This is a genomic window from Streptomyces sp. SYSU D01066-1, from assembly GCF_054956795.1.
On record NZ_JBUDHV010000027.1, the window covers coordinates 1 to 13,829 of the forward strand.

11 protein-coding genes are annotated in these 13,829 nt (G+C 72.0%); 3 read left to right on the forward strand and 8 right to left on the reverse strand.

Features of this window, described 5'->3' with window-relative positions:
- Nucleotides 1-468 precede the first annotated feature (468 nt).
- The 8 genes from pstB to mshD all read right to left on the reverse strand — a co-directional run bounded on the left by pstB (nt 469) and on the right by mshD (nt 11,250).
- A complete protein-coding gene (gene pstB, locus ACY1JF_RS22390; RefSeq protein ID WP_462706984.1) occupies nt 469-1,245 on the reverse strand; it encodes a phosphate ABC transporter ATP-binding protein PstB in 777 nt (258 codons plus the stop codon).
- 33 nt (nt 1,246-1,278) lie between these two features.
- A complete protein-coding gene (pstA, locus tag ACY1JF_RS22395; protein WP_462706985.1) occupies nt 1,279-2,340 on the reverse strand; it encodes a phosphate ABC transporter permease PstA in 1,062 nt (353 codons plus the stop codon).
- Nucleotides 2,337-3,341, reverse strand: a complete 1,005-nt coding sequence (gene pstC / locus ACY1JF_RS22400; RefSeq protein ID WP_462706986.1) for a phosphate ABC transporter permease subunit PstC — start codon at nt 3,339-3,341, stop codon at nt 2,337-2,339. The genes pstA and pstC overlap by 4 nt, the downstream gene beginning before the upstream one ends.
- Nucleotides 3,342-3,452: 111 nt before the next feature.
- Complete coding sequence (gene pstS, locus ACY1JF_RS22405) at nt 3,453-4,580, reverse strand: phosphate ABC transporter substrate-binding protein PstS (RefSeq protein ID WP_462706987.1); 1,128 nt, start codon at nt 4,578-4,580, stop codon at nt 3,453-3,455.
- 253 nt (nt 4,581-4,833) lie between these two features.
- The gene (locus ACY1JF_RS22410; protein WP_462706988.1) at nt 4,834-5,265 is read right to left on the reverse strand and encodes an NUDIX hydrolase; all 432 of its coding nucleotides are present in this window, start codon (nt 5,263-5,265) and stop codon (nt 4,834-4,836) included.
- A gap of 49 nt (nt 5,266-5,314) precedes the next feature.
- On the reverse strand, nt 5,315-6,448 hold the full coding sequence (locus tag ACY1JF_RS22415; RefSeq protein WP_462706989.1) for a CHAD domain-containing protein: 1,134 nt from the start codon (nt 6,446-6,448) through the stop codon (nt 5,315-5,317).
- Nucleotides 6,449-6,542: 94 nt separating this feature from the next.
- Complete coding sequence (locus ACY1JF_RS22420) at nt 6,543-8,909, reverse strand: RNA degradosome polyphosphate kinase (RefSeq protein ID WP_462706990.1); 2,367 nt, start codon at nt 8,907-8,909, stop codon at nt 6,543-6,545.
- A 1,414-nt stretch (nt 8,910-10,323) separates the two neighbouring features.
- Nucleotides 10,324-11,250, reverse strand: a complete 927-nt coding sequence (gene mshD / locus ACY1JF_RS22425; RefSeq protein ID WP_462706991.1) for a mycothiol synthase — start codon at nt 11,248-11,250, stop codon at nt 10,324-10,326.
- A gap of 150 nt (nt 11,251-11,400) precedes the next feature.
- On the opposite strand from mshD, the gene ACY1JF_RS22430 reads away from it, so the two are divergent.
- The 3 genes from ACY1JF_RS22430 to ACY1JF_RS22440 all read left to right on the forward strand — a co-directional run bounded on the left by ACY1JF_RS22430 (nt 11,401) and on the right by ACY1JF_RS22440 (nt 13,824).
- Nucleotides 11,401-13,221 carry a bifunctional metallophosphatase/5'-nucleotidase gene (locus tag ACY1JF_RS22430; protein ID WP_462706992.1) on the forward strand — a complete coding sequence of 607 codons (1,821 nt, stop codon included), beginning with the start codon at nt 11,401-11,403 and terminating at the stop codon, nt 13,219-13,221.
- Nucleotides 13,222-13,455: 234 nt separating this feature from the next.
- The gene (locus tag ACY1JF_RS22435) at nt 13,456-13,584 is read left to right on the forward strand and encodes a hypothetical protein (RefSeq protein ID WP_462706993.1); all 129 of its coding nucleotides are present in this window, start codon (nt 13,456-13,458) and stop codon (nt 13,582-13,584) included.
- A 102-nt stretch (nt 13,585-13,686) separates the two neighbouring features.
- Nucleotides 13,687-13,824, forward strand: a complete 138-nt coding sequence (locus ACY1JF_RS22440) for a hypothetical protein (protein ID WP_462706994.1) — start codon at nt 13,687-13,689, stop codon at nt 13,822-13,824.
- Nucleotides 13,825-13,829: the final 5 nt, after the last annotated feature.

Here is a 13,829-nt window from a genome sequence, read left to right on the forward strand (position 1 = left end):
AAGGGGACGGGGTGGGGGGTGTCCGCCCGCAGCGGTTGGCGCGTCAACCCGCTCCACCCCCGTAGCAGACCGATTCCGCGCCGTTCCGAGGACGGACACCCCCCCCCCCCCCCCCCCCCCCCCCCCCCCCCCCCCCCGCCCCCCCCGCCGCCGCCCCCCCCCCCCCCCCCCCCCCCCCCCCCCCCCCCCCCGACCCCGAACCGCACCCCGGGCGCTACGCGCACCCCCACCGAACCCGCACAGGCGCCGCAGGCACACACGCACCGAACCCGCACAGGCGCCGCAGGCACCCCCCCGCCCAAGCGCCGCAGGCACCCCGCACCCCACCGAACCCGCACAGGCGCCGCAGGCACCCCCCGCCCAAGCGCCGCAGGCACACGCAAGGGGCCCGCCCCCGGGAGCCAGGGGCGGGCCCATTCCTCACGGTGGCACCGCCATGCAGCACCGCGAGGGACCAAAGGGGCAGGCTCAGCCGAAGCGGCCGGAGATGTAGTCCTCCGTGGCCTGCACCGACGGGTTGGAGAAGATCCGCTCCGTCTCGTCGATCTCGATGAGCTTGCCGGGCTGGCCGACGGCCGCCAGGTTGAAGAACGCCGTACGGTCCGAGACGCGCGCCGCCTGCTGCATGTTGTGCGTCACGATGACGATCGTGAAGCGTTCCTTCAGCTCACCGATCAGGTCCTCGATGGCGAGGGTGGAGATCGGGTCGAGGGCCGAGCAGGGCTCGTCCATCAGCAGCACGTTCGGCTCGACCGCGATCGCCCGCGCGATGCACAGCCGCTGCTGCTGGCCGCCGGAGAGGCCGGAGCCCGGCTTGTTGAGGCGGTCCTTGACCTCGTTCCAGAGGTTCGCGCCCTTGAGGGACCTCTCGACGATGTCGTCCATCTCGGACTTCTTGTACCGGCCGTTGAGCCGCAGGCCGGCCGCCACGTTGTCGTAGACGGACATGGTCGGGAACGGGTTCGGGCGCTGGAAGACCATGCCGACCTCACGCCGTACCGCCACCGGGTCGATCCCGGCGCCGTACAGGTTCTCGTCGTCCAGCATGACCTTGCCGTCGACCCGGCCGCCCGGCGTCACCTCGTGCATGCGGTTGAGCGTGCGCAGGAACGTGGACTTGCCGCAGCCGGAGGGGCCGATGAAGGCCGTCACCGAGCGGGGTTCGACGGTCATCGAGATGTCCTCGATGGCCAGGAAGGAGCCGTAGTAGGCGTTGAGGCCGCTGACATCGATACGCTTGGCCATGTGAATCACTGCTTCTTTCGGGTCGGGAGGGCCTTAGCGACCGGTCTTGGGGGCCTTCCAGCGGGCGATGCCGCGGGCCACCAGGTTGAGGATCATGATGAACGCGATGAGCGTCAGGGCCGCCGCCCAGGCACGGTTGATCGAGTGCTCGGAACCGGCGCTGTACTGCAGGTAGATGTACATCGGCAGCGATTCCTGCGCGTCCTTGAACGGGTTCGCGTTGATGAAGTCCGTGCCCCAGACCAGCAGCAGCACGGGGGCCGTCTCACCGAAGATGCGGGCGATGGCCAGCATGATGCCGGTGGTGATGCCGCCGATGGAGGTCGGCAGGACCACCTTGAGGATCGTGCGCCACTTCGGGACACCCAGGGCCAGGGACGCCTCGCGCAGCTCGTTGGGGACGAGCTTCAGCATCTCCTCGGTGGAGCGGACCACGACCGGGATCATCAGGATGGTCAGCGCCATCGAACCGGCGAAGCCGGAGGGCCCCATGTCCAGGATCAGGACCCACAGGCTGAGGATGAACAGGCCCGCCACGATCGACGGGATGCCCGTCATGACGTCGACGAAGAAGGTGACGGCCTGGGCGAGCTTGCCGCGGCCGTACTCGACCAGGTAGATCGCGGTCAGCACGCCGACCGGCACGGAGATCACGGCGGCCAGGCCGACCTGCTCGGCGGTGCCGAGGATGGCGTGGTAGATGCCGCCGCCGGGCTCGAAGTCGCCGATGACGCCCATCGAGTGGGAGAGGAAGTACCCGTCGAGGACCTTGACGCCGCGCTTGACGGTCGTCCAGACCAGGGAGGCCAGCGGGATGACCGCCAGGAGGAAGGCGACCCAGACGAGACTGGTCGCCACCCGGTCCTTGGCCTGGCGGCCGCCCTCGACCTTGGCCGAGATGCCGTAGGTGCCGAGGACGAAGAGGACCGCGGCGATCAGCGCCCACTGGATGGAGCTCTCCAGGCCGGCCGCGAAGCTGATGCCGATGCCCAGCACGATCGCGCCCGCGGCGACCGCCCACGCGAACCACTTGGGCAGGGTGGCGCCCTTGAGGGAGCTGGGCGGACGCTGGTCGGTGACAGTGGCGTTGCTCATGCGTTGGCCCCCGAGTACTCCTTGCGGCGGGCGATGATCATGCGGGCCGCGCCGTTGACCAGCAAGGTGATGAGGAAGAGGACGAGACCGGAGGCGATCAGCGCGTCACGGCCCATCGGGTTGGCCTCGTTGAACTTGCTGGCGATGTTCTGCGCGAACGTGCCGCCGCCCGGGTCGAGCAGGCTGGCGGTGATGTCGAAGCTCGGGGAGAGGACCATGGCCACGGCCATCGTCTCGCCGAGCGCGCGGCCGAGGCCGAGCATCGAGGCGGAGATGATGCCGGAGCGGGCGAAGGGCAGCACCGACATGCGGATGACCTCCCAGCGCGTGGCGCCGAGGGCCAGGGCGGCCTCCTCGTGCATGCGCGGGACCTGCCGGAAGACCTCACGGCTCACGTTGGTGATGATCGGCAGGATCATGATCGCGAGCAGGATGCCGACGGTCAGCAGCGAGCGCGGCGCTCCGTCGTTCCATTCGAGGACGCCGGTCCAGCCGAGGTACTCGTCCAGCCAGCCGTAGAGCCCGATCAGGTGCGGTACCAGGACGAGGGCGCCCCACAGGCCGTAGACGATGGACGGCACGGCGGCGAGCAGGTCGATCACGTAGGCGATCGAGCCGCCGAGCTTGCGCGGCGCGTAGTGGGTGATGAACAGCGCGATGCCCACCGCGACCGGGACCGCGATGGCCATGGCGATGATCGACGACACGATGGTGCCGAAGGCCAGGACCGCGATGCCGAACTCGGGCGGCACGGCGGTGGGGTTCCACTCGAAGGTGGTGAAGAAGTTGGCTTCGTCGTTGCTGATCGCGTTGGCGGCGCGGTAGGTCAGGAACGCCGCGATGGCGGCCATCAGGACCAGGACGAAGATGCCGGAGCCGCGGGAGAGGCCGAGGAAGATCCGGTCTCCGGGGCGGGTGGCGCCGCGGGCGGCCCGCTTCTGGTCGGCTTCGGTCGGCTGGGGGCTCGGTGGAGCTGCGGGATTCTGTGTCGATATGTCCATCGGGTTCTCCGGTCTGCTGAGCCGCCCGCGTGTCGGGGGCTCCTGGCGGCGGTGCACCGGACGGTGCGGTCAGGTCCCCCGGAGGGACCGGGGGACCTGACCGCACTCGGGTCAGCTCAGGCCCGAGATGGTCTCGCGGACCTTGGTGATGATCTCGTCGGGCATCGGGGCGTAGCCGGCCTCGGCGAGCAGGCCCTGGCCGTCCTCGGAGGCGATGTAGTTCAGGAACGCCTTGGTGGCGGGGAGGGTCTCCGCCTTGTTGCCCTTGTCGCAGACGATCTCGTACGTCACCAGGGTGATCGGGTAGGCGCCCGCGGTGGACGGCGTGTAGTCCAGCTCCAGCGCCATGTCCTTGCCGGTGCCGACGACCTTGGCGGCGCCGATGGCCGCGGTGGCGTTCTCCACGGTGGCCTTGACCGGCTCGGCGGCCTCGGTCTTGATGTCGACCGTCTTGATGCCGCCCTCGGCGTAGGACAGCTCGAAGTAGGAGATGGCGCCGGAGGTCTGCGTCACCTGCTGCGCGAGGCCGGAGGAGCCGGAGGCGGACTGGCCGCCCTTGGCCTCCCAGGACTTGCCCGGCTCGTAGCTCCAGTCGTCGGGCGCGGCGGCCTTCAGGTACTTGGTGAAGTTGTCCGTGGTGCCGGACTCGTCCGAGCGGTGGAACGCCTGGATCTTCAGGTCGGGGAGCTCGGCGTCGGGGTTGAGCTTGGCGATCGCCTCGTCGTTCCAGTTGGTGATCTTGCTGTCGAAGATCTGGGCGAGGGTGGCCGCGTCCAGGGTGAGCGAGTCGACACCGGGGACGTTGTAGCCCACGGCGATCGGGCCGCCGACCATCGGCAGGTCGATGCCCTGGCCGTTGGAGCAGACCTTCTTGGAGGCCGTGATCTCCTCGGGCTTCAGCGCGGAGTCCGAGCCGGCGAACGCGGTCTGGCCCTGGGTGAACGCGGTGATGCCCGCGCCCGAACCCGTCGGGTTGTAGTTGATCTGCACGTTCTTGCACGCCGCGGCGAACTGCTTCACCCAGGCGTCGATCGCGTTCTTCTGGGCGGAGGAGCCGGACGCCTGCAGCTGGCCCGAGGCGTCACCGCAGTCGATGTTGCCGGCCTTGGCGCTCGCCGACGAGTCGCCGCTGCCGGTGTCACCGGTTTCGTCGGAGCCGCACGCCGTGAGGGCCAGGGCGCCGGAGACGGCGAGAGCACCGAGAGCGAGGGCCCGCCGGTTCATGCGCTGAAGCTTCACTTGAGGAATGTCCTTCCTGGAGCCGCCGTCCTGATTCGGCGGCGTGCGAAGACTGGTGCTTGGGGACTGGATGGGAAAACTGGGTGATACGGACGCGTTTTCCAGGTGCGACCCGTATCGGGTAAGGCCGAAATTAGGCAGAACAGGTGAAGGCGCCGATGGCCATACATGAACGCACGGTGAACCCCTGGGGACGGTGCGGTGAGGTCACGGAACGCTTACGTCGAGGACACGGGGTGATTCCGGTGGGCTGTCATTCCGGCCGGGGCAGGCGGACCGCGGTCAGCAGGGCGTCGACCAGGGCGCGGTCCCGCGGGCGGGTGAGCCGGGCCCGGGCGGCGTCGGGGGCCAGCCACAGGACGCGGTCCACCTCGTCGTTGGGGACGAACGTCCCGGAGACGGCCTCGGCGGCCCAGTAGCGCACCTGTTTGGGGCGGCCGTCGGCCAGGTAGCGCGCGGTGGGCAGTTCGGGTCCCGGCGCGGCGGTGTGCCCGGTCTCCTCGGCGACCTCGCGCAGGGCGCAGGCGAGGGCGTCCTCGTCGCGCTTCAGCTTTCCCTTGGGGTGGGACCAGTCGTCGTACTTCGGCCGGTGGACGAGACACAGTTCCGTCCCGCCGGTGACCGGCGAGCGGCGCCACAGGACGCAGCCGGCCGCCAGGACCGTCGTACCGCCGGGGATGTCCACTGCTTCCTGCCCCCTCGCCTCCGTGCCGGACCCGCGGTGGGCCGGGCGCCTACGGTGTGCCGACCGCTTCCTTGCGCCAGCAGTGCTGGAACGCGTACCGCGCCGCCTCCACCTCATGCCGCTGGTCGGCGTGGAGCACGCCCAGCGCGTACGCCGTCGCCGGGGCGATCCGCGGGGTGCGGGCGGCCTGGGCGGCGGCCGCGGCGGCCTCCGCGGCGTCCCGGTGCCGGTCCAGCGCCTCACCGGCCGCGAGCAGGCGTACGCCGACGGGGGCGTCGCCGCCGGTGACGGCCTCACGGGCGTAGCGGTGCAGGCGCAGCAGCAGGCGCACCTGGTGCCAGGGCGCATCCTGGGGGTGCGGGGCCGGGTCCGGGGACAGCCCGTGGACCAGGGCTTCCGCGTTGTACGGGCTGCCCGCGGTGACCAGGGGCAGCGCGGCCACGGCGTCGGTGAGGCGCTCCTCGGCGGCGGCGGCCAGCGGGCGCAGGTCGGCGCCGGCCGCGCCGCTGGCCAGCGGGACGTCGCTGGCCAGGACGGCGACCTTGTCGGCGACCGCGTGGAAGCGGCTGCTGCCCAGGGCCTGGAGCGCCGTGGAGTGGGCCCGGGTGCGGGCCAGGGTCAGCTGGCGGTCCAGCAGGGCGCCCGCCTTGGCCGCGCCCACGGTGAGGGCACCGCGCTCGGGTCCGGCCGTCTGCTGGGCGGGGACGCCCGGGGGCGGGTCCGGGAAGGCCGAGCCGCCCGACAGCCGGTGCAGGGCCTGGAGCAGGCGCTCCAGCCGGGACGCGTACGCGTGCTCCAACGCCAGCGTGCCCGACAGCCAGGCCAGCTCGGGGCGGATGTTCTCCGCCCAGTCGCCGTCGAGCAGCGCCTGGAAGGTGTGCAGGCTGCCGCTGATCCGGCGGGCCGCGCGGCGCAGGGCGCGGGCCGCGTCGACGGAGCCGTCCGCGGCGTGCGCGCCCGCGCCGTTCTCCCGGTGCAGGCGCAGGGCGCGGAGGAACTCCGTGGCCTGGGCGCGCAGGTAGCGGGCGAGGGCGTCGGCGTCCGCCGGGCCGTCCGCCGGGCCGGACGACCGGGCCGGGCCGGACGGTCGGCCCGGGGTGTCCGGTCGTGCCGGGGTGTCCGCCTGGAGGGTGCCGCCGGGCCGGGTGGTGCCGTCCGGCCGTGTGGTGCTGTCCGCCTGCATCGAGCTGTCCACCTGCGCAGAGCTGTCCGCCGGCGCCGGGCCGGGCGGCGGGGGCGGGCCGGACGGGGCCGGCCGGGACGGGGGGTGCGTCGGTTCAAGGTGTCGTTGTGCCACGCCGGCGCCTCCGGGCGTCTATGAGCATCTCCTGGACGTTGCGCAGGGGGTGACCGTCCGCGTCGGTCGCGTGCCGGGTCCACTCGCCGTCCGGACCGAGGTGCCAGGAGGCGGTGGTGTCGGACATGCCGGTCTCCAGCAGGCGGCCCAGGGCCGCCCGGTGCGCCGGGTCGGTGACCCGGACCAGGGCCTCTATCCGGCGGTCGAGGTTGCGGTGCATCATGTCGGCGCTGCCGAACCACACCTCCGGCTCACCGCCGTTGCCGAAGACGAAGATCCGGGAGTGCTCCAGGAAGCGGCCCAGGACCGAACGGACCCGGATGTTCTCCGACAGGCCGTTCACACCGGGGCGCAGCGCGCAGATGCCGCGCACCCACACGTCGACCGGGACGCCCGCCTGCGAGGCGCGGTAGCACGCGTCGATGACCGCCTCGTCGACCATCGAGTTGACCTTGATGCGGACGTGCGCCGGGCGGCCGGCCCGGTGGTGCTGGATCTCCTTGTGGATACGGGAGACCAGGCCGTCGCGGAGCGACTTGGGGGCGACCAGGAGACGGCGGTACGTCTCCCGGCGGGAGTAGCCGGAGAGGCGGTTGAAGAGGTCGGAGAGGTCCGCGCCGACCTGCGGGTCGGCGGTGAGCAGGCCGAGGTCCTCGTAGAGGCGGGCCGTCTTCGGGTGGTAGTTGCCGGTGCCGACGTGGCTGTAGCGGCGGAGGGTCTCGCCCTCCTGGCGCACGACGAGGGAGAGCTTGCAGTGGGTCTTGAGACCCACCAGGCCGTAGACGACGTGGCAGCCGGCCTCTTCGAGCTTGCGGGCCCACTTGATGTTGGCGTGCTCGTCGAAACGGGCCTTGATCTCGACCAGGACGAGGACCTGCTTGCCGGCCTCGGCGGCGTCGATGAGCGCGTTGACTATGGGGGAGTCGCCGGAGGTGCGGTAGAGGGTCTGCTTGATGGCGAGGACGTCCGGGTCCTCGGCGGCCTGCTCCAGGAACGCCTGTACGGAGGTGGAGAACGAGTCGTACGGGTGGTGGAGGAGGACGTCGCGGCTGCGGAGCGCGGCGAAGATGTCGGGGGCGGAGGCGGACTCGACCTCGGCCAGGTCACGGTGGGTGCCGGCGACGAACTTCGGGTACTTCAGCTCCGGGCGGTCCAGGCTGTGGATGCGGAAGAGACCGGTGAGGTCGAGGGGGCCGGGGAGGGGGTAGACCTCGGCTTCCGTGATCTTGAGTTCGCGGACCAGGAGGTCCAGTACCTCGCGGTCGATGCTCTCCTCGACCTCCAGCCGGACCGGGGGGCCGAAGCGGCGCCGCATCAGTTCCTTCTCGAGCGCCTTGAGGAGGTTCTCGGTGTCGTCCTCCTCCACTTCGAGGTCCTCGTTGCGGGTGACCCGGAAGGCGTGGCTCTCCAGGACCTCCATGCCGGGGAAGAGTTCCTCCAGGTGGGCGGCGATCACGTCCTCGATGGGGACGTAGCGGCCCGGGGAGGCCTCCAGGAAGCGGGAGAGCAGCGGGGGGACCTTGACGCGGGCGAAGTGGCGGTGGCCGGTGACCGGGTTGCGGACCACCACCGCGAGGTTGAGGCTCAGCCCCGAGATGTACGGGAAGGGGTGGGCCGGGTCGACCGCGAGGGGGGTCAGGACCGGGAAGATCTGGTGGCGGAAGAGGGTGAACAGGCGGCCCTGATCCTTCTCCGCGAGTTCCTTCCAGCGGACCAGGTGGATGCCCTCTTCGGCCAGGGCCGGCAGGACGTCCTCGTGGAAGCAGGCGGCGTGCCGGGCCATCAGCTCGCGGGAGCGGGCCCAGATCATCTCCAGGATCTCGCGGGGCTGGAGGCCGGAGGCGGAGCGGGTGGCGACACCGGTGGTGATGCGACGCTTCAGGCCCGCGACGCGGACCATGAAGAACTCGTCCAGGTTGCTGGCGAAGATCGCGAGGAAGTTCGCGCGTTCCAGGAGCGGGGTGGCCGGGTCCTCGGCGAGCTCCAGGACGCGTTCGTTGAACGCCAGCCAGCTGCGTTCGCGGTCGAGGAAGCGGCCCCGGGGGAGGGGGGTCACGGCGCCGGTGCCGTCGCGGGTGGCCCGGAATTCGTCCAGGTCGTCCTCGTACGCGTCGGGGTCGGAGTCGAGATCGGGCTCCAGGTCGGAGACCACGGCGGCGATCGTGTGCGGGCGGTGCGCGGCGATGGAGCCCACGGAGGGCTGCTTGTGCTGGACCTCTGCCTGGGGGTTCGACTGACTCATGGACCTATTCTTCCGCGCACCGAGCGGGACAGGCGCGTCAGAAGGAACGGGCGGGTGCGCGGTTCCCTCCGGGGGCGGCGAAGGCTCTGGCACGGCGGGCTTCATTCGGTGAGCGTCGCAAGCCCGTCTGAATCGATGGTTACGGGGAGATGGCGTGGGGGATAGCGGGGGGCGGCTTGGGGGTGCGGGGTGCCTCCGGCGGGTTCGGGGGGCGCGGGGTGCGCGGGGCGCGGGGTGCGCGGGGCACGGGGTGCGCGGGGCGTGTGGGGTGGTGGGTGGGTCGGGGTCGTGGGGGTGCGGCGAGCCCGCCGCCGGATGGACGCCCGGGTGGGGGGAGTCGTCACCTCTGTGGCGACCGGGTAAGCGGCGGGCTGCGCCGCACCCCCACGACCCGCTCCCGCCGTCGTGCGGGTGCGGGTGCGGGGGCCGAGGGGGGTTTCGTCGTGGGGTGGGTGTGGGTGCGGGATCCGAGGGGGTTCCGGCGTGGGCGGGCGGGGGGTCGGGTGTTCGGGTGCGCTTTCGTCGTGGGCGGTGCGGGGCCGCCGGACCGGACGAGGCCGACTCGTGCGGCGCCTGACGAGGGACAGGAGGCGGCGCGTGACGGCCGTGAAGGGCGGGGCGAAGGGCCGGGCGAAGGGCGGAGTGGCGGAGCTGGTGCGGCCGGTGGGGCGCACGGTGCCGTGGGTGGCGCTGGGCGCGGCCGGGGCCGTGGGGCTGCTGCTCGTCGCGGTGGCGCGGTGGACCGGCGACGAACCGACGTCCAGCGCGGTGCTCCTCGCGCTGCGCGGCGCCGCGCTGGCCGGCGGGCTGGGCCTGGCGTCCCTCCTGGACGACCCCGCCCGGCACACCACGGCCGCCGTCCCGGTCCCGCGCCCGGCCCGGCAGGCACCGCGGGCCGCGCTGGTCGCGCCCCTGGCCGCGCTGTGGTGGACGGCGGTGCTCTTCCTGGCCCCCACGGACGTACGTCCGCCGGCCGGCGGCATCACCCGGGAGGCGGGGGCCGTCGCCCTGCTGGCGCTCGCCGCGGCGGCGGTGGTCCGGCTGACCGACCGGACCCGCCCGGGCCGGGCCGGGCCGTGGCGACGGTCCTGCTCATCGCGGCGGTCATCAACCCCTGTTCGTGCCGGGCGGTTGGGCGGTGTTCGTCCCGAGCGGCGACCCGCGCTGGGCGGAGTCCCACGACCGCTGGGCCGTCGTCCTGGCGGCAGTGGGGGGCGGTGTGGGCGGTGTGGGCGGTGTCCGCGCGGGAGCCGCTGCGGTGGGGATGGTGGCGGGGTTGGCCGGGAATTGGCGGGTGGGGCCGGTGGACTTGGCCGGGTGCCGGGTGCCGGGTGCCGGTGGGGTGGGGTGGCGGCGGCTTCGGCCGGGTCCCGGCCGGGGACGGCAGATCCCGGCCGGGGACGGCAAGTCTCGTCCAGGGACGGACAGATAACGGCCAGAAACGGACAGATGGCGGCCGGTCAGGAGCGCGAGGCGCCCCACCGCGCCGTCTCCCACCAGCCCCGCCCGCCCCGCCCGGTCACGTCTCCGTCCGGTACATCAGGTCCGTCTCGTACGTCACGAACCCCAGCCGCTCGTACACGGACACCGCCGCCCCGTTGTCGGCGTCGACGTACAGCATCGCCGTGGGCAGCCCCCGCTCCGCCAGGTGCCGCAGCCCGATCGTGGTGAGGGACTTGCCGAGGCCGCCGCCCTGCGCGTCGGGGCGGACCCCGACGACGTACACCTCGCCGAGCCCCTCCTCCGCGTGCACCTTCGTCCAGTGGAAGCCGACCGGCTCGCCCTCCCGTTCGGCCAGGAAGAAACCGGCCGGGTCGAACCAGGGTTCGGCCTTGCGGTCGTCCAGGTCGCGCTGGGTGAGCGAGCCCTGCTCGGGGTGGTGGGCGAAGGCGGCGGCGTTCACGGCGAGCCAGGCCGCGTCGTCCTGCCCGGGCACGAAGGTCCGGACGGTCACGCCCTCGGGCAGCACCGGCTCGGGCAGGTCGAGGCCGGTCAGCGGGCGCCGCATCTGGCGCAGTTCGCGAAAGAGCGTCATGCCGAGGACCTGGGCCAGGTGCCGCGCGGCGGAGTGACCGCCGTGCGCCCACGCCCGCAGCCGCTTGCCCGACGCGGCGAGCAGCGCCGACCCCAGCGCCCGCCCGTGGCCGTGCCCGCGCCGGGAGGGGTGCACGACCAGTTCGGCGGCCGGCGGTTCCACCGGGTCGGTGCCCTCCAACTGGGCGTAGCCGACGAGTTCGTCGCCGACGGTGAGCAGGAGGTGCGAGACGCCTTCGCGGGGCTCGCCGCGCAGGTGGAGCCGGCCCTGCTCGGACACGGCCTGCTGCCCGTCGGTGCGGGCGGCCTCGGCGAGCAGGGCCAGGACGGCCCCGGTCTGCTCGGCGGTGAGGGCGTCGTACGTGTCGATCGAGCGGAGGCGGCCGGGCCGCAGGGTGTCGTCGCTGGTCATGCGTACGAGGGTAGAGCGCCCGGCCCGGCCGGGGGCGGTGCGACGGCGACGGGGCGTAAACCAGGATGTGACCCGCGCCCCCCTGTCGCGCTACGCGCGTCGACCTTAGGCTGCGTCCACCTGTTCCCAGCGCACCCACAGGGGGCCGTCATGCCACCAGCCCACACACACGCGCCGCACGATCCGCGCCGCAGACGCCGCACCACCCGTCTGCTGGCGGTGGCCGTCGGAGCCCTCACCGTGGGCTCGCTCACCGCCGCCGCGCTGCCGGCCGGCGCGGGGGAGGAGGGCGGTCGCGGTCACGGGCACCAGCAGAGCCGCTACCAGGACGTCCAGCTCCTCTCCTTCAACGACCTGCACGGCAACCTGGAGCCGCCGGCCGGCTCCAGCGGCCGGGTCACCGAGACCCACGAGGACGGCACGACCGGGACCGTCGACGCGGGCGGCGTCGAGTACCTCGCCACCCACCTGCGCCAGGCCCGCGAGGGCAACGCGTACTCCATCACCGCGGCCGGCGGCGACATGGTGGGCGCCTCCCCGCTGATCTCCGGGCTGTTCCACGACGAGCCCACCATCGAGGCGCTGAACAAGCTCGACCTGGACGTCACCTCCGTCGGCAACCACGAGTTCGACGAGGGCGCCACCGAGCTGGCCCGGCTCCAGAACGGCGGCTGCCACCCCACCGACGGCTGCTACACCGACAAGGAGTTCAAGGGCGCCGACTTCCCCTACCTCGCCGCCAACGTCCTCGACGAGAAGACCGGCAAGCCGGTCCTCGCCCCCTACTGGGTGTGGAAGAAGAACGGCGTCAAGATCGGCTTCATCGGCGTGACCCTGGAGGGCACCCCGGACATCGTCTCCGCCGAGGGCGTCAAGGGCCTCGCCTTCAAGGACGAGGTCGAGACGATCGACAAGTACGCCAAGGTGCTCCAGCGCCAGGGCGTGAAGTCGATCGTCGCCCTCGTCCACGAGGGCGGCTACCCGGCGTCCTCCTCCTACGACTACGACTGCGACTCGCCCGGCGCGGGCGACGGCGTCTCCGGGCCGATCGTCGACATCGCGAAGAACGTCACGCCCCAGGTGGACGCGCTGGTCACCGGCCACACCCACAACGCGTACGTCTGCACGATCGACGACCCGGCGGGCAACCCGCGCATGGTCACCTCGGCCTCCTCCTTCGGCCGCCTCTACACCGACACCACGCTGACCTACGACCGCCGCACGGGTGACATCGCCCGTACGGCGGTGGAGTCGGCCAACCACGTCGTCACCCGGGACGTCGCCAAGGCGCCCGACATGACCGCGCTGATCGGCAAGTGGAACGCGCTGGCCGCGCCCATCGGCAACCGGGCCGTCGGCTGGATCTCCGGGGACATCGGCAACACCGGCACCGAGTCCCCGCTCGGCGACCTGATCGCCGACGCGCAGCTCGCCCACGGCAGGGAACTGGACCCGGAGACCGACCTCGCGCTGATGAACCCGGGCGGCATCCGCGCCCCGCTGACCTACGCGGCGAGCGGCGCCGAGGGCGACGGGGTGGTGACGTACGCGGAGGGCTTCGCGGTGCAGCCGTTCGCCAACACCGTCAACCTCCAGGACCTCACCGGCGCCCAGCTGGTCCAGGTGCTCAAGGAGCAGGTGAGCGGGGTGAACGAGGCGGCGCCGAAGATCCTCCAGGTGTCGGACGGGCTGACGTACACCCTCGACCTGACGAAGACGGGCGCGGACCGGGTGGTGACCGGTTCGATCCGGCTGAACGGCGCGGCGATCGACCCGGCGGCCACCTACCGGGTCGCCGGCAACAGCTTCCTCGCGGGCGGCGGTGACGGGTTCACGACCCTGGGCCAGGGCACGAACGACGTCGTCGGCGCGGACGACCTGACGGCGCTGGAGCGGTACCTGACGGCCAACTCGTCGGCGTCCGCCCCGCTGGCGCCGCCGGCGGCGGACCGCATCACGATCGTGCGGTAGCGCCTGCCGCCTCCGATCTCCCGGCCCGGCAGGGACACGCGGTGTCCCTGCCGGGCTTTTCGCTGCCTAAATTCTGTGTCAGTTCCCGCCTGGTTCCCTTTCCTCCCTGAAATCTGATCTCAGCTCCAATTAATCGAGGTCTCAGCGGAATCGGCGCTTTTCGGTGCTGGCGTCCCGTAGTGTTTTCCATGTCGACAGCGAACGACACCAACGCAAACAACGAAGGAGAACATCATGAGCTTCCACAAGGTCACCCCGGTCAAGAAGACCCGCAAGACCGCTGCTCAGACCGCCAAGAAGGCCGCCAAGTCGACGCCGAAGAAGGCCGCGCAGAAGCGCCGTCCGGTCGGCAACAAGGGCTGATCTGATTCACAGCCGTAAAGGCTTACGCATACTTGGCTCCTATGAGGTGCCAGGTGGTTCACATAAAACGCGCATAAGAAAACGCAGGGGAAAGGAACACTCATGAGCTTCCACAAGGTCGCGCCGGTGAAGAAGAGCAACCGCAAGGCCGCCGTCCAGCCGGCGAAGAAGGCCGCGGCGAAGAAGGCCGCTTCGAAGCAGGCCGCCGCGAAGCGCCGCCCGGTCTCCCGCCAGGGCTGAGCCGC

What these genes read in the sequence shown, in the direction of transcription:
- pstB (WP_462706984.1), bottom strand. Translation starts at nt 1,245, where the DNA reads ATGGCCAAGCGTATCGATGTCAGCGGCCTCAACGCCTACTACGGCTCC.
- pstA (WP_462706985.1), bottom strand. Translation starts at nt 2,340, where the DNA reads ATGAGCAACGCCACTGTCACCGACCAGCGTCCGCCCAGCTCCCTCAAG.
- pstC (WP_462706986.1), bottom strand. Translation starts at nt 3,341, where the DNA reads ATGGACATATCGACACAGAATCCCGCAGCTCCACCGAGCCCCCAGCCG.
- ACY1JF_RS22415 (WP_462706989.1), bottom strand. Translation starts at nt 6,448, where the DNA reads ATGCAGGCGGACAGCACCACACGGCCGGACGGCACCACCCGGCCCGGC.
- ACY1JF_RS22420 (WP_462706990.1), bottom strand. Translation starts at nt 8,909, where the DNA reads ATGAAGCCCGCCGTGCCAGAGCCTTCGCCGCCCCCGGAGGGAACCGCG.
- mshD (WP_462706991.1), bottom strand. Translation starts at nt 11,250, where the DNA reads ATGACCAGCGACGACACCCTGCGGCCCGGCCGCCTCCGCTCGATCGAC.
- ACY1JF_RS22430 (WP_462706992.1), top strand. Translation starts at nt 11,401, where the DNA reads ATGCCACCAGCCCACACACACGCGCCGCACGATCCGCGCCGCAGACGC.
- ACY1JF_RS22435 (WP_462706993.1), top strand. Translation starts at nt 13,456, where the DNA reads ATGAGCTTCCACAAGGTCACCCCGGTCAAGAAGACCCGCAAGACCGCT.
- ACY1JF_RS22440 (WP_462706994.1), top strand. Translation starts at nt 13,687, where the DNA reads ATGAGCTTCCACAAGGTCGCGCCGGTGAAGAAGAGCAACCGCAAGGCC.